17 protein-coding genes and 2 tRNA genes are annotated in these 23,951 nt (G+C 35.7%); 10 read left to right on the forward strand and 9 right to left on the reverse strand.

Going from position 1 to position 23,951, the window contains the following annotated elements:
* Positions 1-226: 226 nt before the first annotated feature.
* From QMD61_08115 to QMD61_08140, 6 genes are all read right to left on the reverse strand, one after another.
* Positions 227-5,215: a cobaltochelatase subunit CobN gene (locus QMD61_08115; protein ID MDI6724597.1), complete on the reverse strand. Its 4,989-nt coding sequence runs from the start codon at positions 5,213-5,215 to the stop codon at positions 227-229.
* A gap of 515 nt (positions 5,216-5,730) precedes the next feature.
* Positions 5,731-6,222 carry a hypothetical protein gene (locus QMD61_08120; protein ID MDI6724598.1) on the reverse strand — a complete coding sequence of 164 codons (492 nt, stop codon included), beginning with the start codon at positions 6,220-6,222 and terminating at the stop codon, positions 5,731-5,733.
* A 14-nt stretch (positions 6,223-6,236) separates the two neighbouring features.
* Positions 6,237-6,860, reverse strand: a complete 624-nt coding sequence (locus tag QMD61_08125; GenBank protein MDI6724599.1) for an energy-coupling factor ABC transporter permease — start codon at positions 6,858-6,860, stop codon at positions 6,237-6,239.
* A 51-nt stretch (positions 6,861-6,911) separates the two neighbouring features.
* Positions 6,912-7,334, reverse strand: coding sequence for a hypothetical protein (locus QMD61_08130; GenBank protein MDI6724600.1), 423 nt, complete (start codon positions 7,332-7,334; stop codon positions 6,912-6,914).
* Positions 7,335-7,451: 117 nt separating this feature from the next.
* Positions 7,452-10,169: an FmdE family protein gene (locus QMD61_08135; GenBank protein MDI6724601.1), complete on the reverse strand. Its 2,718-nt coding sequence runs from the start codon at positions 10,167-10,169 to the stop codon at positions 7,452-7,454.
* Between the two features lie 513 nt (positions 10,170-10,682).
* On the reverse strand, positions 10,683-10,907 hold the full coding sequence (locus QMD61_08140) for a hypothetical protein (protein MDI6724602.1): 225 nt from the start codon (positions 10,905-10,907) through the stop codon (positions 10,683-10,685).
* A gap of 687 nt (positions 10,908-11,594) precedes the next feature.
* Between QMD61_08140 and cdhA the strand changes: the two genes are divergently transcribed.
* The 7 genes from cdhA to QMD61_08175 are packed head-to-tail and all read left to right on the forward strand — an operon-like array spanning position 11,595 to position 19,749.
* Positions 11,595-13,949 (forward strand): CO dehydrogenase/acetyl-CoA synthase complex subunit alpha, encoded by a 2,355-nt coding sequence (cdhA, locus tag QMD61_08145; GenBank protein ID MDI6724603.1) that lies wholly within the window; start codon positions 11,595-11,597, stop codon positions 13,947-13,949.
* Between the two features lie 11 nt (positions 13,950-13,960).
* Complete coding sequence (cdhB, locus tag QMD61_08150) at positions 13,961-14,470, forward strand: CO dehydrogenase/acetyl-CoA synthase complex subunit epsilon (protein ID MDI6724604.1); 510 nt, start codon at positions 13,961-13,963, stop codon at positions 14,468-14,470.
* A 49-nt stretch (positions 14,471-14,519) separates the two neighbouring features.
* Positions 14,520-15,908, forward strand: coding sequence for a CO dehydrogenase/CO-methylating acetyl-CoA synthase complex subunit beta (gene cdhC / locus QMD61_08155; protein MDI6724605.1), 1,389 nt, complete (start codon positions 14,520-14,522; stop codon positions 15,906-15,908).
* 18 nt (positions 15,909-15,926) lie between these two features.
* A complete protein-coding gene (locus QMD61_08160; GenBank protein MDI6724606.1) occupies positions 15,927-16,682 on the forward strand; it encodes an AAA family ATPase in 756 nt (251 codons plus the stop codon).
* Positions 16,683-16,702: 20 nt separating this feature from the next.
* Complete coding sequence (gene cdhD / locus QMD61_08165; protein MDI6724607.1) at positions 16,703-17,866, forward strand: CO dehydrogenase/acetyl-CoA synthase subunit delta; 1,164 nt, start codon at positions 16,703-16,705, stop codon at positions 17,864-17,866.
* 14 nt (positions 17,867-17,880) lie between these two features.
* Positions 17,881-19,254 carry an acetyl-CoA decarbonylase/synthase complex subunit gamma gene (gene acsC / locus QMD61_08170; protein ID MDI6724608.1) on the forward strand — a complete coding sequence of 458 codons (1,374 nt, stop codon included), beginning with the start codon at positions 17,881-17,883 and terminating at the stop codon, positions 19,252-19,254.
* 27 nt (positions 19,255-19,281) lie between these two features.
* The gene (locus QMD61_08175) at positions 19,282-19,749 is read left to right on the forward strand and encodes a 4Fe-4S dicluster domain-containing protein (GenBank protein ID MDI6724609.1); all 468 of its coding nucleotides are present in this window, start codon (positions 19,282-19,284) and stop codon (positions 19,747-19,749) included.
* A gap of 112 nt (positions 19,750-19,861) precedes the next feature.
* On the opposite strand, the gene QMD61_08180 is transcribed toward QMD61_08175, so the two are convergent.
* The 3 genes from QMD61_08180 to QMD61_08190 all read right to left on the reverse strand — a co-directional run bounded on the left by QMD61_08180 (position 19,862) and on the right by QMD61_08190 (position 22,161).
* Complete coding sequence (locus QMD61_08180; protein ID MDI6724610.1) at positions 19,862-20,302, reverse strand: MGMT family protein; 441 nt, start codon at positions 20,300-20,302, stop codon at positions 19,862-19,864.
* A gap of 392 nt (positions 20,303-20,694) precedes the next feature.
* On the reverse strand, positions 20,695-21,846 hold the full coding sequence (locus tag QMD61_08185) for an NAD(P)/FAD-dependent oxidoreductase (GenBank protein MDI6724611.1): 1,152 nt from the start codon (positions 21,844-21,846) through the stop codon (positions 20,695-20,697).
* A gap of 147 nt (positions 21,847-21,993) precedes the next feature.
* Complete coding sequence (locus tag QMD61_08190) at positions 21,994-22,161, reverse strand: 4Fe-4S binding protein (GenBank protein MDI6724612.1); 168 nt, start codon at positions 22,159-22,161, stop codon at positions 21,994-21,996.
* 241 nt (positions 22,162-22,402) lie between these two features.
* Between QMD61_08190 and QMD61_08195 the strand changes: the two genes are divergently transcribed.
* The 3 genes from QMD61_08195 (at position 22,403) to QMD61_08205 (ending at position 23,657) form a co-directional block, all read left to right on the forward strand.
* Positions 22,403-22,485: transfer RNA gene (locus QMD61_08195), tRNA-Leu, on the forward strand.
* Between the two features lie 186 nt (positions 22,486-22,671).
* Positions 22,672-22,744 (forward strand) — tRNA-Thr (locus QMD61_08200).
* A 106-nt stretch (positions 22,745-22,850) separates the two neighbouring features.
* Positions 22,851-23,657, forward strand: coding sequence for a metallophosphoesterase (locus tag QMD61_08205; GenBank protein MDI6724613.1), 807 nt, complete (start codon positions 22,851-22,853; stop codon positions 23,655-23,657).
* The last annotated feature ends 294 nt before the right edge of the window (positions 23,658-23,951 follow it).

The raw sequence follows: 23,951 nt of genomic DNA on the forward strand, positions 1-23,951 counted from the left end.
TTTGGAAAATAAGGCTCCTTATTTTCCAAAAAGATGTCTATTCAAGGGATCTAAAATTTATACTAGATCCCTTATTCCCCTACTTGATAAAAAATAATTTTAATAAGTTATTAATTTTGAAATAGTGAACGAATTTAAATCAATATCTTAAAAGCGGATGATAATATTTTAAAACTCAAAACCTTAATTTTAAGACATTTAAAAAAAAAAGAAAAATGGAAAATATTTATTTTCTGAAGAAGCCCAATATGTCTGCTCTAAAGTATCCAAAACCTACTAAACCAATTAATAGCACGACACCAACAATGGCTGCAATAGGCATACCTGTCTGGGAAGAACTTGAATTAGCATCTGATTTAGAAACTTCATAAGCTTTCTGTTCTCCCTGATCACCAGGACTTTGTCCTGCATTGGATTGTTGCTGATTGTCGCCGCTTGATGGGTTGTTGGAGCTTGCTGCTGATACTTGTTTTCCTGAAGCTGAACCTTCAGAAGGATTAATTGATGGATTTTGTGGATTCACTTGATTTGGTGCAAATGATGGATTCATTGTTGCAGAGTACATTTGTGCGTTGAACTTTGCTAAGATATCTGGATTTATGTACTGAGTAGCCCATTGTATCATTGCCAGGTTCCCGCAGCTGCAGTCACAGCATGCAACACCATTTTGAGCTATCATCTTTGACCATGTGTTAGCAACCAGCTTTAAAGTAGCCTGATCAGCCTTCCAGTAACCTTCGTATGCCATTGTGAGCAGAGTTCCAGAAATACTTATCATGGCATATGGATTTTTAGAATTAAACCATTCCATAGTGCCCAAGTTGTATTTGTCTTTTATATACACATCTACTATTTCATTCCACATCCAATCTTCGACTATATGTGGAGCGGTTAGTTCCCAACCTGCCTGGTGATTTACAAATCTGTTTGATACTGTTCTGGCACCACTGTAACCTTCATCTATCATACTTTGAATCCATTCAGGGTTGAAGTAACGTGTTCTCATTTCAATGGTCATGAATTCTTTAAGATCAATGATTTTAGGATTTCCATTGTTAGCATAGTAAACAACGTTCAATTTTGGGGCTTTACCATTGTTCATTTTCTCAATTGCTAATGATAAACCTCCAAAGTAGTCGAAGTAGTCGTCGTTATCAAGAACCCCGTAAAGGTTAGTGCTTCTACTGTGGTAAGCTGTATCAATACCCTGTAATAAGTGTTTAAATAAACCAGGAGTTGATCCTCCCCAATTTCGTTCACTGTACGCATGACTCATCCGGTTAAGATAAATATCTGCCAACTGATTCCTGTCTTCAACTTCCCATGACTGTTCCACAGCTTTATTGACCCCTGCACCGTAATCACCGACTGATGGGGCAAATATGCGAGTTATAGCCATTTCTCCAGCATCATTAGGATTCATACCTTGTGAAATATAGGTTTGAGTATCCTGTACCCAATGTTTTGCTATGTAATTGGTGCTGATTGACTCATTTCCTTTGAAATTAGTATACTTGGCATCCTCAAGAGTTTTTACAACGTAATCAAGGGACTGCTTTAGACTTGGATACTGTTCTATAATCTGATTATAAGATGCCGCAAGGGCAACCCGATAAGAACGGTCCATATTTATCAACAGTCTTGGGAATAGATCTCTGAATAGACCACTTGTAGTGACAATCGGATCAACTCTTGGTCTACTGGTAAGGTTTGATTTACCACTCGCATTTCTAACAGCATTTAAATCAGCTAAAAGAGTACCTAAAGGAGTAGCTTTTAAGTTGCTGGCGCTGCCAGTTGAAGACCATGTAGGTTCTATACCCATCATCCTCAAAACAAATGATGCCATAGTACCGTCGTCTCTTACTGTCTCCACACACCATACTACTGCTGCGATTTTTTCTGGAATATTATCCAGCTGAGCTAAAGCCATATCTGCCAGCTTCTTACCCAGGTTCCATGCTACTTTGGTCGGCATTAAATTTTCTGAGGTTGCATAGAAATTATTTCCTGTTGGAAGAGCTTCTGGATTTCTAATAGGATCATGAGCTGTACCTGGTGTAACGAATCCTGCAGAAAGTGCATTTAACAGCGAATTCATTTCTGAACTGAAACTTGCATTAATTTTGTTAGCATAACCTAGAGCTTCAATTAATTTAGTTTGTATTGTGGAATTTGATGTTAATTCAATAACAGTTTTTTCTCCTGTAAATAATTGCAGTATCCAGTTTTGTGTGATATTATTTAGTTCTTCAGCCTGGTTGATACTCAGATTATCGAAGTTCCAACCTTTTTCCATTGCTAAAAGTCTTTGTAAAGAGGGATTTGTTGTTCCTCCATCAGAAGATATCATTGCTGCAGCTAAAAGGGCAATTTCAGTGTCATTCCATTTAAGACCAAAGGTATGCAATCCTAGTGGCATCAAAGTTTGTTGAAGAGTTACCAGATAGTCTTCTACTTTTTCGATGTCATTTTCAGTCATCTGGTCAACATTATTGATTTCAAGATCGCTTCCAAGGTTCATTTCTTTGACTTTTTGTTTTATAGCATTTCTTGTTTCCTGTTTTAGTGGGTTTGAATCAGGAGTAGTTGCATAAGTGTCCAGAAGAGCTTTTAGTTCCAGGAATCCACCGTAAAGTGTTGTAGTTTTCATAGTTGGAGTTAAATGGTCTATAATAACTGCTAATCCTCTTCTTTTTGACTGCATACCTTCACCAACACCATCGACGATGTAGATATAGATTGAAGGTGTGGTGCCGAGGCAAATATTAGAGTAATCAAAGTCTGCTAAGGCTACTTGTTTTCTTGGAAGCCATTCATATGTAGCGTGCCTTCCAAGGTGTATCTGAGCATTAGCTTTAAACTGGTTGTTTACCCATGCATACCACGCCAGATATTGATGTGGTGGTGCTAAAATTGTGCTGTGATAGAATTTTGCAATGTCAGCTTCCCAGCCTCTTTGTGGTTCTGGGCCGATAAAAACGTTTCCGAATTTCATTCCCGGTATAACAATATATTTTCTGCCATTTTTAGTAACAGTCATTATATCTCCTGGTGATTGTCCCCAACCAGTTAATCCTGAAATTCTTAACGCCACGAATGCATTTTTTGCAAAATAGAAATTATTCCATGGATTGGTTGCATTAGCATTGTTACGGGTATTTTCTACGACTTCTATAAGTGAATTGCTAATATTTGTGATTAATGTCTTAATTTGTTGTGCTTTATCTGGATAAGTATCTGCTAAAGTGTTCATTTCCTGTGTCCATTTGTTAATGGTGTTTAAAGTTGCATTATATGCGCTGTCACTGTCTTTAACGTAATTTAATGATACTTTTACTATTTCTTCAATGAAACCTACTGGTCCTTCAATCACTTGCTTTTGAGCTATCGGATCTAAGGTTTTAAACCATTCTTCATACTCTTCTGCATCCCATAATATCGTATGTGGATTGTTAGCCAGTTTTTCCAGTTCTCCAGGTGCCCAATTCGCAACGTTAATTCCTCTATCAATCATCATCTTTACGAGTAAATCTGCAGTTTGAGGAATATCAGTTACATTATATCCTTGCTGTTTTAAACCATTTAGTATCTCAATAATACTTTCAGGCACAGCAAGATAGCTGGCTCCAATGTTCTGTTTTCCTGGTGGGTAATTATAGTAAATTAGAGCTATTTTTTTATCTGAATTAGCCATTTTTCTAAGTTTTACCCAGTTAGCTACTCTATCCGCCAGATAATCCATCTGCTCAATTATAGGAGTATAGCTTATTATTTCTACTCCTGTGATGTTGTCAATACTTTTTGCGGGGGCAGCCACGAAAATAGGTTCAATAATTCCCTGAGTCTCTGGAATAGCTATCTGATAGTAAGTATCACTCCATAAAAGTCCATCATCAGAAAGCAACCATTCACCTTCTTCCCTTTTCGTAGAAATCATTGCCCTGAATACAGGGACATTCATATTCTCAAATAGATTAGCTGTTTGGTTTACAAATCCTGATCCAAGTGTGAATGTAGTAAAACTGACTAATGAATCTATCCTGTATTTAAATAGGCTAGGATTAGCTTCATATTCAGTGTTATTTATTATTCGGTTGGGGTTTGCGGGATCGTATATGAAGAACTTTACCATGGCAGAATAGACATTATTGGGTATTGTTCCGTTAACTCCCGTAGTTCCGGAGTAAGCCCCTACAACAGGAATAACATTTAAGCCTCTTGAAACAAGTTCGCTGATGAGACTTTCAAAATGCGCCATATCTCCAGATAGTAAAACGCTGTCAAGTCCTACAATTCCTACTGTACCTTTGTTTGTATCAATAGGATATTGTGCAAGATATTCTGCTAAACTGTAGAATATTTTACCGTCTCGATATAACATTTCTGCAGGTAAAGTTGTGTAGTTTGCAGGTTCCCATGCAGATGGCCATGTTCCCCCATTCATTACTGTAAAATGCTTTAAGGCTAGTTTAAACTGATTTTCATAATTTATATTTCCTTTTTTAGCATAGTACATACCATATTCTATCCAAGCCGCTATTTGTGGATAAGTGGCTTTATATCCATTTAATCGTGCCTCATTAGCGTTTTTTAGGTCGTAGAGTATGGTATTTTTAGTATTTGTGTTACCTAACACCGTACTATTTATTCCGCTGAAAAGTTTTGTTCCGTTTATTTCACTTTTATTTGTTAAATCAGGGTCACTTTCTAGAATGAGGAATATTTTATTTGGTTTGTTATGTGCTATCTCAGGATAATTAGTAATTACATTCTTAAAATTACCTGAATCGAATAGCCATTCAGCAATAACAATATCTGCATCTTCAATTAGCTTTTTAAGGTCGTCCGGATTCATTTTAGCAATCTGAGTTGTAGTTCGTACGTCAAATTTTGCAAGCCATGTATTCTTGTCATTTGGATCGTAACCAGGCTGACTAGGATTAACCAAGTCCATAACTTTCTTTGCAGCCTCATTGGTCATTTTTGAACTTGTTGAAGAGTGTATGATGAGTACTTTAGGATCAAAAAGCCCACTTTGGCTATTTGTTTGTTCATTAGTTGAATTATTGGTTCCAGAATCTGTATTTGATGAATTATTTCCTGTTTGTTGACTTTGTTGAGTTGATATGGTTGTATTTGATGAACCACCTCCAGTTAAAGTATCTTCTGCTGAAACTACTCCACACAGTGCTAATGCGAAAACAAATGTCATTATTAGTAAAATCACTTGTCTTCTAATATTTTCACCTCCTTTTTGTTTATAAAAGGACTTTAAAAATTACTGATATTTAATACTTTTTATTACTCTTTTATTATTACTTTTAATGCCAAATTATGCAGTTTAGTAATAAAAAAGGGTTAAAGTTAATAATATTCGCTTGAATAGCCCTTATTTTTTAATACTAGCTATTCTAGATCATTAAAATAGTTTAAAATTTATATAACATGTTATTAACTGACATTAAATTTTTAGGGTGGTAGATTAAGGCATTTTTACAACTAAATCACGTATATACTATTTATAATTAAATTTAATCGATTTTTGTGTAAATTTATAAAAATGGTTTAATTATATTCGAATTAATTGAAATAAAGCTATAAATAACGCTAATTGATCCTTAAATTGTTAATCAAAAGTAATACTTAGTATTATTACTAAATCCACTAAAAATTCTTAAAAATAAATTAAAAAGTAATAAATTGAAAGGAAAACCTATCATCCAATTTTCATGAAATTTTCCTTTTCATCCAGAAAGCTCCAACAGCAAGCCCAACTATGGTTCCAACTAAAATTCCTGCTAAAAAGGGGGTTAGAAATCCTCCAGCATTTTCATTTTGTGAGTTTGTTGTGTTTAAAAGAATTAAACCATTTTTAATGTCATTTTCATCAGCAGAACATACAAATATTCTGTTTGATACATCCGGGTTCTTGGATAAAAATTCATTAACTGTATCTTGGTAAGCCACTGCCAAAATCTTCTTATCAGGATTTTCCAGTGCATGTTCCAGTTCATGTGAAACATCAGCATCTGATTTAAAGTTGTATACTGTGATATTCAATCCCATTTTATCCACTAATTTTTTAGCCATTATTCCGCTTGAATTATCTCCAATAACAATCATTGTAGCTGAATCCGGTGTAACATGTACTCCATGGGCGTTGACTGTCCCTATCATCCCAAGTAAGATTATAAGTAAAAAAATTGCTTTTATTTTCATTATTTATCCTCCTTTTAAATTTTGTTCAGTTTTAATAGTTCAGGTTTTACTTTGGCAATAAATGACACTATGAAAACATTGGCAACTCCTTCAATTACTCCAATAAACAAATAGAAAGGTATCAGTGTGGCCATTAACATTTCCAAAGTTGCTACTCCTGCTGCCACCAATATCACTACTTGAGTTAAAGTAGCAATTACTATCCCCATTAAAGTGCCTGAAAAAACACTTAAACTCTCATTAAGTTCAAAACTTAATTTATAAAATATGTAAGTTGAAAAACTAAGCGCTACACCAATTGTTAGAGTATTAGCACCCATGGTGGTTATTCCTCCGAATCCTAAAAGTAAAAACTGGACTATAAGACATAAAAAAGCCACAAAAGCACCGCTTAAAGGCCCGAGTAATATAGCTACAATAGGTATGAGAAAAAAATGCATGGGCACTCCAAAAGGCGAAGGTATTGAAATAGAAGACACTGTTACTGCTGCTGCAGCAAAAATCGCTGTATAAACTGTTCTCTTCTCAGTTTCTTCATTTCGAGAAAGCTTAAACAAGTATATTATTAATATGGCAATGGTTAAAATCCAGTAAATTACTGATTGCCATAACGGTATAAGTCCATCAGGTAAATGCAAAATCCAAGCCTCCCTTTTTCAAATATTATTAAATTCAATGTGTTTTCGTAATTATTTTAAAAGACCACTTTTGAATAGAAGTCCAACAGCAGCAAAACCCCCCATAAGACCTAAAATAGGGCCAAGAATACCCCAAGAAGAACTTTCTGAGTCTGAGGATGAAGATGAATTTGAAGCAGAACCTGTATTAGTAACTTCTTCATAAGGCTGGTTTTCAGCTTGATTATCAACATTCTGGCTGCCAGTATTCTTATTTTGGCTTGATTCTTCACTTGTTACTGTTTTTCTCTTTGGGACGTTAGTTGTTTTGCTGGTTGAGGTTCCTGTACTTGGAGTTGTTGTTGGATTAGAAGGTGTACTATTTGTTATTTCCTCAGGATAATAATCACCATGACCAGGATGCGCTGCTACCAGGCTGCAAAAAGTTAAAAGTGCCACAATTGTACATATAATCAATATTAATCCTCTTTTCATAATTTAACTCCTTATTTCGTTGTATTGTGATTTGGATAATCATTAATTTGACTTTTTATTTCTTTTAGTTAATTATTACTTATTATTTAAAAAAAAGAAAAAATAAAAAAATTTTTTTTATTTTATGAACCCGAATATACTGCTTTTAAAGAATCCAAGCGCTAATAATCCCCCAATAATTACAGCTCCAAGAATTATTAATGCTGTGCTAATTCCATCATCTGCAGATTTAGGAGTTGCTTTAGATACTTCATATGCATTGCCCTGTTGTGAACCTGCAACTTGACTTGTTGTTTCTGTTATAGTAGCTGCACTAACAGCAGGTCCAGAATCACCTATAGAACCATTAGCAAAGCTAGAACCATTATCAGAAGTTCCCTGAACTCCTTGTGGGGCAGGTATTACCGCAGTCTCATTTTGATTTCCATTTTGAGAACCTCCCTGTAGACGTATAAGATCTTCCTTGGTACGGATAGGTAATCCCTTAATATATTCCAAAGCATTGAGAGACCCATTACCTCCAGCTATTATTCTAGCCCATTCTTCTTCAGTTACCCATGTATCTGCTGTTAAGGATATCTGTGGGGGAGATTTCAGATTAGGGGATGAAAAATCTCCCCAATACAATCGTATGTATTCTTCATAAGAGTTGTAAGTTCCTTGGAAAGTCGGGTTTTTCCAGTTAATGATAACTACTCTTCTAGTTTTGGTCTCTTTATCGTAGACACTGAGAATCATAATATCACTACCAGTTGTGTTACTGGTCATTCGTTGACTGAAGTAGGTTCCTGCACCCGGAGAAATACCTAATAGATAGGAATAGATGTCATCTCTGCAGCTAATTGAATTACCTATTATTGCGTAACTTTCATTTTCTCCAATTGGGAAATTCTCGTAGATGTAGTTGGTAATCAAGTATCCTGGTGAACTACCACCACAAACATGGTTATGCCATAACCATGCCATTAAAGCGTCGTATGGTGGGTCGTACAGAATTACTTGGTCTATGATGCATGCAGATTCGTTTTTCGCTGTCAGATTTCCTGATAATGGGTCGTAGTAAATGGTTTTACTGGTCACAGTACCATTAGGATTTTCAAGACTGAATTGGAAGTATAATGGATTATATCTGGCATTGTGCACTGGCAGTAATGTTGCTCTACTAAGTCTGGATCCTAACATCTGGTAGATACCATCCATGGTCATGTCCATTACCTGTCCATTTACACGCACATAACCAGCAGATGTGAACACTGTGAGCTTAGAACTATCTTTATAGTCCATTAAATTAATTCCTCCTGCTTCAAATTGTTTAATGGCTTCTTCTACTGCTTTAGTTCCTATTTCTTTGATCTGGTCTTGAGTTAGGTTTCCAGTTGTGTAGTTGGTGGCAACCCTCTGATCTGCAATGTTGGTCATGTTGAGACCCAGTATGTAGTCCATGTCCAGTCCAAGAGCATCGCAAACAACATTTTTAGAGTCTACTCCTCCAGTTAGGTTGTTGTGAACTTCTTCGGTTATATTGTCAAAAACATACAGTATCTCAACTAGAGAGTCGGGATCGTTTTCTAATTTGCCAATTAACCATTTATTAAAAGCTAATTCACCAGCTATCCCCGAATATGCATTTAAGCCTGTTAGTTGTTTATATTTTTGCAGGATTGCGGTTTCGTTGAATCTCATTATTATGAGGGTTCCTTTTTTACTGGTGGGATTCCAGCGGATGAATCCAACCATGTTGTCTTCTGCAGTATTATAACCTACCCAAGAACGTTTTCCAGTTGTTAAATCCAGAGAATAACCAAATGCATCGTCATCTGAATTACCCGGCACACTAATTGACCTGTAACTTGTTGCTTCTAGATTTCCACTATCTCCATAAACTCCTGGTGGATAATATTTGAGTAGAAGATCTATCATTGCTTGTCCACTGATTGTTCCCAGACAAACGTGGCCATGGTAGGCGGCCTGTCTCAAGATGTCAGTAGAGAGTCCATCTTTCCAGGCATTAGCTAGACTAACATAGCCAAATGCATTATCACCGAATTTAGGTTTTATTACGTTGTTCCATAATGTTTGATCTATTGCAGAAAAAGTACCAACATAAGATGGTGTCAATGAACCGTTCTTGAAGAAAGCTGCAGTCAATAAACTCCCATTTCTGACTACGAAACAGAAATCCAAAGGATCTGTTCGTGTTGATTGGAATGTTAACAGGTTGCCCTGACCATAACTTATTTCACCATGCGAACCGTTCAAAATACCTTCTAAACAGTCTTCAGTAGTAGTACCGTTCAAGTATGCTAAACCAGCTGTGGTTATGCATAAAACATCGTCAGCTGTTGAGAAGTTTAATAGTTGGTCTGCTTTTTTGGTGACTTCTCGGCCTAGTTTGTAGGCAGCTGTAGCTTTCATGTTGAATGTTGCACTACCATAAAGGTTGGTGTCACTAGCATCCAAAGCATTTAAAAACACTTCAATCATCTGACTTTGAGTGGTATAACCTGGTGCAGAAACTGTTATATTGAACTTAGTGCCGTTAACAGCTCCAGGATAATCGAAACTCACCACGTAACCCTGAAAAGTCTGATTAAAAGTCTTGGTGAAATTAATATTCACACCATTACTGTCTTTAACCTTTATTTCAGGATTAATAACATCATCAGAGTACTCATAATTCACTTTCACACCAATTATGGGATCTACAAGCTGATTATTTCCAGAAGTTGATTGATTCAAATTAGTATCATTACCTCCCGTTGTTGATAAGTCGTCAGCCGCTACTGTTCCACAAATACACAGCGTAAAAAGAACTGCAAACACCAGTAATACCATATGCTTTTTGATTCCTTGATTTTTAATACTTATCACCTCCTTTTTTATTAGTAAAAAGACTTTAAAAGTAGGTGATATTTAATACTATTTATTACCCTTTTATTATTACATTAAAGTCCAAAACTGTCGTTTTAGTAATAAAAAAAGATTAAAATTATTACTACCTAATTGAATATCTTCAATTTTTTAATAAAATCGATTTAAGATCATTACAATAAGTCCAAGTAAAAATTAAATGTTATTAATTAACAATGATTATTAAAGGAAATAATAAAATACAAATTTTAAAATAAATTGTATATATTTGGTTTATATAGATATTTGCATAATTATTAGCGGTTTTTTTCTAAAAATATTCAATTTTAAAAGAATTAAATAAAATTAAATGTCGTATATACTGAATTATTTTTTCAAAATAATAATCAAAAATTAATACTGGTATTATTACTAAATCATCAAATAATATAAAAAAATACATTAAAAACAATAATACTAATAAAGATGTTCATCTAACTATAATAAGTCTTTTTCAACAAAAATAAAGTTTTCATCATAGTTTAAATTGTATTCTGCCTGATCCCATTTGAGTTTTTTAATAGCATTCTCTACAACTTTTAAATTAACCGAATTATATGGAAATGTTGTCCATGCTACACATGAACCTTTACCTGCAAGATCGGTATTTAAGTTTATAAGTTTTTCAATAACTTTATATTCAACTAAAATTTCATTTTCCACTTTTATTCCTCCAAAGGTTTATAGGGCATTTAAGATGCTTGAACGAATATGAATAAATGCCCTATACTTTTTCTTTAATTAATGAGGGTTTTTAATGGTTTTTAATTTTAGATTCCTCTGTTTTTGAATAAAGGAGGAAAAATGGCAAAGACTTGGAAATCAAAGATTTCTGGCATCAATCTCAATGATTATGGAAATCTCAATGATTATTGAATTATCAATACTTAAATTTTGCAAGATACTGATTAATACTTAAACAGGGGATTTTTTGCCTTTAGTAATACCTAATCGATTCTTGCAAAAACCTTGTTTTTTGCATGACCGAAAAATCCATCAACATCTTCGATTTTGGGGATTTTTAGACCTCTTTGCCATTACAAACAACAGATTATCCTTCTTTATATATAATACTTTCTATTTCAATCTTATTATTACTATTGTGATTAAAAACACCAGAATAGTAATAATTAATCTAAAACAAGTTCAATATTTAAAAAAAATATTACATTATAATAAATAAAATAGCCATTAGATAAGTCTTTAAAAAATAGATATATAAATTCTGCATTAGAAATTAAGTTCAATTATTACAAATACTGGTTTTTTTGAATTCTAATAATAAAGTTTATATAACTAAATATAGACATTTAAAATATCATTATAAATCATTAATAATTGGTGATAACTGTGGCACACAGACCTAAACCCAAAGAATTCAAGGATGATTTCTGGAAATCAAAAAAAATAAACATCTCAATCGGCGATATAGTTGAAACGGAACAAAGAGAAGAAGCTCCTGAGACAATGGGGCCAACTCCAAAACCCAATGTAACTGATCTAAGATCATGGGATATGAAATTATTAGAACGATATGAACCATTTTATGCACCTTTCTGTGATATGTGCTGTCTTTGTACATATGGAAAATGTGATTTAACAGGAGGTAAAAAAGGAGCTTGCGGAATTGATATAGAGGCACAGCAAGCAAGAATTGTACTTTTAGCATGTTGTATTGGCTCAGCAGCCCATTCAGGACACGCAAGGCACTTATTAGACTATTTAATAGAAAAAAAAGGCAAAGACTTCCCATTAGACTTGGGAATGAACATAGATATTGAAGCCCCTATCATGAGAGTACTTCTCGGCAAAAAACCCAAAACATTAGGTGATTTAAGAAACGCTCTTGATTATTTAGAAGAACAGATGGTCCATCTATTATCAGCGTGTCATACAGGACAGGAAGGAAGTAGCGTAGACTTCGAGTCAAAAGCACTTCATGCAGGATTAATGGATAATTTAGGGAAAGAAATTGGAGATCTTGCACAAATTGCTGCCTTAAATATGCCAAAAGGTGAAGATGCACCTTTAGTGGAACTTGGGCTTGGTACAATAGACCGGGAAAAACCCGTAGTACTTTGTATAGGTCACAATGTAGCTCCCGGAGCAGGGATTATTGATTATCTTGAAGATAAAGATCTTGAAGATGAAGTTGAAGTTTGTGGAATCTGCTGTGCAGCTTTAGACATAACTCGATACAATAAAAATGCAAAAGTCGTTGGACCCATATCAAAACAACTCAAATTCGTAAGAAGCGGAGTTGCCGATGTTGTTGTTGTTGATGAGCAGTGTGTAAGGACAGATGTTCTTGAAGAAGCCAGAAAGAACAAAGCTGCTGTAATTGCAACAACAGATAAAATATGTCTCGGTCTTCCAGACCTGACAGATGAGGATGCAGATAAAATCGTGAAACAACTGGTCAATGAGGAAATTGAAGGAGCTTTAATCCTTGATCCTGATAAAGTCGGAGAAGTAGCCACACGAGTTGCAATGCAAATAGCAAAAGACCGTGAAGCTCTTAAATTACTACCAGACCTTGATGAAATTACTGAAATGGCCAAAGAATGTACTGAATGTGGGTGGTGTGTACGTGTATGTCCAAACAGCCAGCCGATGATGGAAGCCGTGACTGGAGCGGCTGAAGGTGACTTTTCTAAATTCATAGAATTATACGAAAACGATGTTTGTTACACATGTGGCAGATGTGAACAGGAATGTGAAAGAGACCTTCCTTTAATATCTATGCTGACTAAAGTGGGCGAATATTACGTAAAAGACGAAAAATTCAATGTTAGAGCAGGAAGAGGGCCAGTTCAGGATGTTGAAATTAGAAAAGTGGGTGCACCAATTGTTTTAGGAGACATACCTGGTGTTATAGCCTTTGTTGGATGTACAAACTATCCTGAAGGTGGAGAAGATGTTGCTAAAATGGCTGAAGAGTTCCTTGAAAGGAATTATATCGTGGTAACCAGTGGATGCGGAGCCATGACCGTGGGAGAATATCGCGACGAAGAAGGAAAAACACTTTATGAAAGATATAGTGGAGATTTCGACGCTAAAGGTCTTGTAAACGTAGGTTCATGCGTTTCAAATGCCCATATACCTGGAGCATGTATTAAAATCGCGAATATCTTCGCTAAAAAGCCTCTTGAAGGAAACTTCGAAGAAATAGCAGATTATATTTTAAACAGAGTTGGGGCATGTGGCGTGGCATGGGGAGCCTATTCCCAAAAAGCTGCAGCAATTGCAACAGGTGTTAACCGATGGGGAATACCAGTCGTTGTAGGTCCACATGGAACTAAATACAGAAGATTATTCCTGGGAAGAACAGATAAGCCAGAAAAATGGGAACTGAATGACCTTCGTACTGGAGAAGTCGTTAACGGAGAACCGGCCCCAGAACATCTCCTTTATGCTGCCGAAAACCGTGAAGAAGCAACAGTAATGATTGCAAAATTATGTATAAGACCAAACGACACCCAGAAAGGAAGGCAAATTAAATTAAACCATTATTTAGACCTACATAAGAAATATTTCGGCACATTACCCGAAGATATTTATAAATTTGTAAGGAATGAGAAGGATATCCCTATAACCTATAAAAAAGAGGTTATGGAAATGCTGGAAGAAAGAGGATGGGAACCAAGGGCTCTTCCACAGGAACCATCCACAATGAACTTTAGGGAAAAAACAGAGGGAAAATGAGTGGTGATTAAATGAATGAAAGAGTAATCCCATGGCAACCAACAGTTATAGCTGGACCCAAACAGGCACTACTTGTAACTCCAGAAACTGCACAAATGATGCTTCAAAAAGCAAAAAGACCCTTAATGATAATAGGGCCTCTTATAAATGACAGCCCTGTACAGGCGCTTGCTACTAAAATTGCAGAAAAATGGAATATTCCAATTGTAAGCACCGGAGATGCATTTAAATCTCTAAATGAAGCAGGGATTTCAAGTAAGCCTTATGGAGTAGTTGAAATTGTAAATCTTCTTAAAGATCCAGAATGGAAAGGAATAAATGATGAAGGGCAGCACGATTTAGTCGTTTTCATAGGTGTAATATATTATGTGGGTTCACAGGGGCTCTCAACCTTAAAACACTTTGCACCTCATTTAAAAACCCTTACTATTTGCAAATTTTTCCATTCAAATGCAGATGCATCATTCCCTAACATGAAAGATGAGGAATGGATCAAGTATCTTGAAAAATTAGCTGAATAAGCTTTTTTATTTTAAAAATAATGAAAATCATAATCATGGAGGAAATTTAATGTTTGAGGATATACCTGTCGATGTTAGTCCAATGTATGAAGGAGAACGTATAAGATCAGCGAACATGTTTGTTGAACTTGCAGGTCCAAAATCTTCCGGTGCAGAACTCGTTCAAGTAGCAGAAGATGTTGAAGATGGAGCATTAGAAGTATTAGGGCCAGAACTATCCGAAATGACCGAAGGAGAAATCTATCCTTTGGGAATATCAGTAAAAATTCAGGGAGAAAAACTGGAAAAAGAGCTTGAAGGAGTTATAGAGCGAAGAATACACGAACTCTGTAACTATGTAAAGGGATTCATGCACCTAAACCAGAGAGACCAGATATGGTGCCGTGTAAGTAAAGAAGCGGTTGAAGCTGGTTTTAAACTTGAACACCTTGCCCAGGCGCTTTCTATTCTTCTTAAAGAAGAATTCCCCATAATAGAGAAGATATCTGTAACCATATTTACAGAAGAAAGCGAAGTAGAATCCTTCCTTGAAACAGCAAGAGCAACATATGAAGTTCGTGATGCAAGAGCCAGAGAATTAAGCGATGAAGATGTTGATGTATTCTACGGCTGTGTAATGTGCCAGTCATTTGCACCAAGCCATGTTTGTGTTGTCACACCAGATAGAACAGCTCTTTGTGGAGCTATAAACTGGTTTGACTGCAGAGCAGCAGCTAAAATGGATCCTGACGGCCCAATATTTGAAGTAACAAAAGGTGAAGTACTGGATGATGTTAAAGGTGAATACAGCGACGTAAATGCTATGGTATCTGAAAAATCACAGGGAGTTACAGATAGAGTATACTTACACAGTGTATTTGAATATCCACACACTTCATGTGGATGTTTTGAAGCTGTGGCATTTTATATTCCAGAACTTGATGGAATTGGAATTGTAGATCGTGATTTCAGAGGAGAAACTCCGCTTGGAATACCATTTTCAGCCATGGCAGGACAATGCTCTGGTGGAAAGCAAGTAGAAGGATTTACAGGACTCAGTATGGAATATATGCGATCTCCTAAGTTCTTACAGGCAGATGGCGGGTATGAAAGAGTAATCTGGTTGCCTAAGGAAATTAAAGATTCTCTTACTGACTTCATTCCAGAAGATGTAATTGAAAAAATTCCAACAGAAGAAGATGCAGGGAGCATTAAAGAAATCAGAAAGTTCTTAAGAGAAGCAGAACACCCCATAATGGAAAGATTAAAACAAGCAAAAGAGTCCGTTGAAGAGCCTGAAATAGAGGAAGAAATTTCAGAAGAACCCGAGATGGGAACTGCCCCTATGACTCAAGTTGCTTATGCGCCAGAACTTTCAATGCCTGCAGGCGGCGGAGTAAAAATAATTCTAAAAAATGCAAAAGTCTATGCTGAAAAGGTAATAATCAAAAGAAAATAGAACAATTGGGGTACATTAGTGATAATAGCAGTAAGCGGAAAAGGAGGAACAGGTAAAACGCTTGTATCCTCTCTTTTAATCAAATCTTTAGTAGGCAACGGCAGGGACATACTGGCAATAGATGCAGACCCTGACTCTAACCTGCCAGAAGCACTCGGAATAGATGTAGAGCGTACAGTCGGTGATGTCAGAGAAGAACTCAAAAAAGACACTGCAGCAGGTAAAATTCCATCAGGGGCAAATAAATGGGATATACTTGATTATAAAATCATGGAATCTGTAATGGAAACCCCTGAATTTGATCTTCTTGTAATGGGGAGACCTGAGGGAAGTGGATGCTACTGTGCTGTAAATAATATGCTTCGAAAGATTATTGAAACCCTCTCATCAAATTATGACATTATAGTGATTGATACAGAAGCAGGTCTTGAACATTTAAGCAGGAGAACAACCCAGAATGTTGATATAATGCTTGTAGTGACAGACACATCAAAGAGAGGTATTTTAACTGCACAAAGAATTGGTGAACTATCTAATGAACTTGATATAAGCTTTAAAGAAATTCACCTTATCGTTAATCGCGTTAAACCAGGGAAAGAGGATGAAGTACTTAAAAAAGTAAATGAAACTGGATTAAATGTCATTGGAACAATATATGAAGATGAAATTGTTTCTGAGTACGACTTAGAGGGAAACCCATTGATTAATCTTCCGGATGAGTCCAATGCAAATACTGCTATATCTAAAATTATCAAAAATTTAAACTTAAAATAGATTTAAAAGGATGTGGGTTTATGGATAAAATGACACAACTTCTTAAACTGCTTGAAAATACAGATACCATAGAATTAAATGAGTTCAGGATGGACTTTGAAGAACTTGAACTCAATATAATGCCTGCAATCCAGCAAGTTGTTCAAACTGCTCAAAAGCAAGCTCAACAGGCTGAGATTGTTAGAGAAGCCATACTGGCAGGGGAATTCAAACCACCGATTCATGACTACCCTGGTGAGGTAGCAGAAGTTCAGCTTGGTGCTGGAACAAGAAAGCCAGTATTTTTAGGAGGACAAAAAGCTCTATACAGGTTTGAAGAGCCGCAACCAAATCCCCCCGTTGTAACCTTCGATGTTTTCGATATTCCAATGCCAGGACTACCAAGGCCAATTCGAGAACACTTTGAAGATGTAATGGAACATCCCGGGGATTGGGCTAAAAAGGCTGTGAAAGACTTCGGTGCTAACATGGTAACAATCCACCTTATTGGAACTGGCCCAAAGGTCATGGATAAAACTCCTCAACAGGCCGCAGCAGATATAGAAGAAGTTCTACAGGCTGTAGATGTACCATTAGTAATAGGAGGTTCAGGAGACCCTCAAAAAGACCCCGTAGTACTCGAAGCAGCCGCAGCTGCTGCAGAAGATGAAAGATGTCTTCTTGCATCAGCAAACCTTGACCTTGACTACAGAAAAGTAGCAAAAGCTGCAGTAGACTATAATCATGCCGTTCTTTCATGGGCAATTACCGATATAAACATGCAGAAAACTCTTAACAAGTACCTTATGAAGGAAGGATTAACTCAAAATGACATAGTAATGGATCCTACAACCTGTGCACTTGGTTACGGAATTGAATTTTCAATTGACGTTATAACCAGAACAAGACTTGCTGCACTTAAGGGAGATTCAGATTTACAGATGCCGATGTCTTCAGGAACAACCAATGCATGGGGTTCTCGTGAAGCATGGATGAAAAAAGATGAATGGGGACCTACAGATTACAGAGGTCCAATCTGGGAAATTGTAACCGGATTAACAATGATGCTCTGTGGTGTTGATATTTTCATGATGCTGCATCCACAGTCAGTAAAAATGCTAAGAGAAATTGGAGAGACATTTACAAAAGAATATATGACCACAGAAGTTCCTGATATCTCAAACTGGGTCACACAACTTGAATAATAGGAGGTTAAAAAATGGCCGTTACTGCAATGGATGTTTACAGATTACTTCCAAAAACAAACTGTGCAAAATGTGGAGAGGCATCATGTATGGCCTTTGCCACCAAACTCTCAGAAAAGGAAACAGATCTTGAATTATGTACACAGCTTGCAGCAGATGAAATGGATAAGCTTGTAGATTTACTTGCCCCTGCTGTAAAGGAAATAACAATTGGTAAAGGTGATAAAGCCATACTTGTAGGTGGAGATGAAGTTCTTTACCGGTATGAATTAACTTATTACAATCAAACACCTCTTGTAATTGATATAAGTGATGATATGGATGATGCTGCTTTTGAAGAGAGGGTTAAAAAGATTGAAGATACTCAATTTGAAAGAACAGGAGAACTGCTAACACTTGATGCCATAGCACTTAGAAACAAATCTGGAGATGCTTCAAAATTCAAAGAAGCAGCTGCAAAACTTAAAAATTCCAGTTTAGCTCTTGTATTATGTTCTTTTGATGCTGATGCCATGAAGGCAGCTTTAGAAGTTGTAGGGGATGAACGCCCTTTAATTTATGGTGCAACTGAAAATAACATAGAACAGATGGCATCATTAGCACTTGAATACGACTGTCCAATTGCACTCTTTGTTCCAAACGACCTTGAAAAAATGAAAGAACTTTCAAGGACATTAAGGACTAAAGGAGTTAACGACATTATTCTTGATCCAGGTACATATGTAGATGCTGGAATTGGAGATACTTTAGATGATTTTATCATGATAAGAAGACTTGCTGTGGAAGAAAGGGATGAAGATTTCAGATTCCCAATCTTAGGAGTTCCAGCACTCACATGGCTCAACAGTGAAGAAGATGAAATTAATACAGCGATTAAAGAGGCCACAATAGCAGCAACACTAATAAATAAGTATGCTGATATGATGATTATCCACGGAACCGAAATATGGGAACTAATTCCTGTCTTAACACTTAGACAAAGCTTATACACTGATCCAAGGAAACCTCAAGCAGTAGATGCAGGAGTATACGAGTTTGGTGAAGTGAATGAAGATTCACCAGTTGCTCTAACCACAAACTTTGCTCTTACATACTATACTGTTGAAGGAGATTTAAAATCCGGAAAAGCAAATTGCTACCTTCTTGTGCTTGATACAGAAGGAAGAGCCGTGGATGTATCAGTTGCAGGTAGTCAGTTTAATGGAAAAGCTGTAGCAGACTTAATAAAAGAGACCGGTATTGAAGATAAAGTAAAAACCAGAAAAATGGTAATTCCAGGTCTCGGAGCTCCTGTAAGTGGTGAAATTGAAGATGATAGTGGATGGGAAGTTGTCGTAGGGCCCAGAGATTCATCAGCACTTGCAGATTTCCTTAAAGAAAAAGTATAACTCTAAAACTATAAGAAGGGATAAACTATGAAAACATTGATGGTAATAGACCCGAGAATGTGTTCAGAATGCAAAGACTGCATCAGCGCATGTGAAAAAGAACATGGAACTGCAAGGGCAAAAAAAAGCAGTTCTATTCCAATTTTTTGCCTGCAATGCCACCCAGATAAAGCTCCATGTGCCCGAATATGCCCAACAGGAGCAATACAGGAGGAGAACGGCTCACTTAAGGTTAATGAAGATGCATGTATTCTCTGCAGACTCTGTCTGATTGCATGCCCCATAGGAATAATAGCAATTGACGAAGACAAAAAATCAGCGCAGAAATGCACCCTGTGCATGGAAACCGATGGAATTCTACCTGCATGTGTTGAAGCATGTAAAGACAACGTTTTAAAAGTATTCTCAATTAAAGAACTTGAAGAACTGAAAAAAGACATTTCATTTGCTGAAATTTTAAGCGAAACACTGAAAGCATCCCAGGGTAAGTTCTAATTAGATATTTATGTTGAAATAACTGGAAAAAAAAATTTTTGATCAACCTTTTTCTAAAAGGTTGACTCTTAAGGCATCCCAGGGTAAGTTCTAATTGAACTTATCTCCTTTTTTATTTTTTAAGAACTACTTTATCGTTTTCAATACAGATTCCTTCATTTTCCAATATTTCTTTTTTCATTTCTGTACCGCCGAAGAATCCTCCAACCTTTAAATCAGATTTTATAACTCTATGGCATGGAATTATTATTGGAAGTGGATTTCTACCTATTGCAGTCCCAACTGCCCTGTAAGCTTTTGAATTAATTGCTTCTGCAATCTGCTTATATGTTTTAACTTCTCCATAAGGAATTTCTGTAACTTCATGAAGAACATCTTTTTGAAAGCTACCTTTTAACTCATGATTGAGGAATTTATTCTGAAATGAAATGTTTTCGCCACAATAGGCCCTACAAACGTCTTTCGCAAGATTTTGATGTTTATTAGATAATTCAAAAAAGGAATAATCCTTTGAAATTTCAGTTATAGCCTCTTCTTCATTAGATTTAGGCAAAATAGTTTTTATAATTTTATTATTTTTAACAGCGACTGCAAAATAGAGTTTTTTATGTTTGTAGGTTGAAATTTCAATTTTATCGTTAATGAAAATTCCTCCAATTTTTTGATATTATTCACATTTAGGATTATTCACATATGTGTAAATATTTATTGTAATCTGTTAATTATTATAATCATATATTCAATGAAATGTTCTTTTTCCCTGAAAACTACAGACTATAAGCATCACATCCAATCTAAATGCCACAATCATGGTTCTCTTAGAAGAGCTGGAATGTAGACTACTCCTAATTATTAATATTTATGTTATATGCCATCAAAAAATAATAAACGGATATAATATATTCATTTATGTATAATCTTATAAAATATTTCGATTTATATAATCTATAATACGTCTTTTAAATGTCTAACAAGACTTGGAGACTCTTTTACAAGCCCCAATAGTGATCTTCCTGTAACTGAACTGAGATCTCTTCCTTTCATGAACTTGGCAAGGGCATTTAATTCTTTATCATTGAGTTTATCGAGGACTTTCCTATACTTAAGTGATCTTTTAATTAAGTCGCCGATTTCTGCTTTCCACAGTTCTTCATATCTTTTTAAGAACTTTGCAGATGTATTCTTACTCTTTATAGCTTCTCCAGCTACTTCACCCGCTATTTTTCCACATGAAGCCGCTAAATGGATTCCACCACCGGTTATAGGATCTACATGACCTGCAGCATCCCCCACAACAAGCAATCCGTCAGCATATGTTTTTTCAACAGGGCCAGACACCGGTACGCCACCAATATTAAGTTCAACAGGCGTACCTCCAAGATTTGAAGTGAATCTGTTTAGATATTCATATGCAGTCTCTTTAGAGCTCCTAACACCAATTCCAACATTTGTCACGCCATTTTCACTGGGAAAAATCCAGACATATCCTCCGGGAGCAACTTCATTACCAAAATAAAACTGCATATAACCTGGATCTATGTCAATGCCAACCATTTTATACTGAACACACGAGCACATGTCGTTTATACCATAACGGAAATTCAATCCAGCCATTCGTGCTACATTTGATTCTATTCCATCTGCAGCTATAACTAAATCAGCTTCAATTTCCATGGTTTCACCAAGATGCCTTGCAACAACGCCTTTAACTTTTCCATCTTTAATAATAAGGTCTTTTACTGTGGTTTTAACCATGATATCTGTTCCAGCTTTTGCAGATTCTATTGCAAGACTTTTATCAAATACTTTTCTATCTAAAATATATCCCATTTCATCATCCTGGGGGTGCATGCGAAAATGAGTGCCGTCAGGAGAATAAAGTTCAGCGCCATATATTTCAGAGCATATATATCTGTTTGAGGGTTCAAGACCAAGAGTCTGAAAAGTAACTTCGCTTGTGGCTTCTGCACATTGAAGTGGAACTCCAATTTCAGGGCGTTTTTCAATCATCAATACGTCCAAATCATTTTTAGATGCAAAAAGCGATGACACAGAACCTCCAACGCGCCCTCCAACTACAATTACATCGTATTTCATTCCATTACCTCCAAAAATCTTCGATTTTTCCGGTTACGAAATTACGTTTGTAATCATTAGAAACTCCTTTCTCGGCTGCAAAAACTAAAAGTTTTTGCAAGCATTCAAATCTCTGATTTCGAATTTTCATGAAATTATACATTTCTTTCAACCTCCGCCAAAGGCACCAAGAGGACATATTATTGAACATTTTCCACAATCATCGCATTTGTTATCTTCTATGATGATTTTGTTTTCAGTAAGTTCTAAAGAGCCATTAGGGCAAACACTGATACATGCACCACAATATCCACACTTTTCAATATCAAATTTCATTACTTCTCACCCATATGAATGGAAATATTTAAGATTTCTGCAGGATAATAATAAAACAACACAGTAAAATTATATATCCTTTCTTATTTAAAAACTTAAATATTAAATATAGAGTAATCTAAGTGTTTATATAATTTAATGAGTATCCATATGATTGTTAAATTAAATTTTATGAATTCAAAAAAAGATTCATAGCTAAACCGTTAACTTAATATATTAGATCAAATAACTTTTATGTTATGCAGGGGTGCCCGAGCGGCCAAAGGGGGTGGACTTAAGATCCTCTGGCGTAGGCCTTCGTGGGTTCGAATCCCATCCCCTGCACTTAAACACTCAAAAATTCTATGAATTTTTGGTGCCCCAAAAACCATGTTTTTTGAGGGCTTTTTGGAAAAAAGTTTAAACAAAAATAAAATTCGAGTTCTAAAATAAAGGGACAATAGAAACCTTATTTTAATTACCCAATAGAATTATCGAAAGAAACCCAAATTTCAAAATAAATCTCAATTTGCCCTAGTGGCTTAGGCGGTAGAGCGATGCCTTGGTAAGGCATAGGTCGGGGGTTCGAATCCCCCCTGGGGCTTATAAAACTACTTTTTAAAATATAAAGAACAATTCCATAAAAACAAAAGTTTAAATAATCCATTTTTAAATCTAATTTTAATCTTAATTATTTTAGGTGACAATCTATGGAAAAGAAAATATCACAGCTATCTGATGTACATTTTGGTGAGAAAAATTTCTCCCATGACTTAAAAAACAATTTATTGAAACAACTGGAAGATGAAAATCCCGATCTTATCATTGTTGCAGGAGATTTAACCACAAATGGATATGCCCATGAATATGATGATGCAGCTGCTTTTGTGGATGAACTTAAAACAATAACAGATACTTATACAATTCCCGGGAACCATGATGCCCGGAATGTTGGATTGCTTCACTTTGAAAAACTGGTTGGAAATAGAAAATTTACACATCTGGATAAAAATGCAGGATTTGCCATTCTTGGACTGGATTCCTCAGAACCTGATATAAATGACGGGCAGATTGGAGTAGATCAATTAGATTGGCTAAGAACAGAATTAGATAAAATACCTGATGATTTATGTAAAATAGTCACCTTTCATCATCATTTACTCCCCATACCCCAAACTGGAAGGGAAAGAAATATCTTACTTGATTCAGGAGATTTATTAAGAACGTTCAGCGAATATGGAGTTGATTTTGTATTAAATGGACATAAACATGTTCCGAATGTCTGGATGATAGAAAAAATGGTTACATTAAATTCAGGGACTGCAACAACAAAAAAATTACGTGGACATACCTATCCATCACATAATCAGCTTATAATTAAAGATGACCAGATTCTGGTAAATTTAATACGTACTGAAACTGGTGATAAAAGAGAATTAGCTAATTACTCTGTTAAAGTGGAAAAAGAAGAATATGTCATCTGTTCATACAAGCATAACTCACTGCATGCCTTGTAAACAGGTTCCAAGCATATATTAAGATAATCTTTATAAATTATTCCTAAAAAAGAAAAAATAATAAAGATAATTACATTGATCAAAACTTAACGAAATAAAGACGTAATTATCCTTATTTTGCTCCATTTCCTGAAATATCTAACCATTAACCTGTGCAAAGTATTTATGCTGGGCAGCATTTAGGTTTGCAGACAGGTTCGGGTTTTTTAACTGGTTCGCATTTTGGTGGGCAAACTGGTTTTTTAACTGGTTCGCATTTTGGTGGGCAAACTGGTTTTTTAACTGGTTCGCATT

The organism is Methanobacterium sp. (assembly GCA_030017655.1).
In the GTDB taxonomy this organism is placed as follows: domain Archaea; phylum Methanobacteriota; class Methanobacteria; order Methanobacteriales; family Methanobacteriaceae; genus Methanobacterium_D.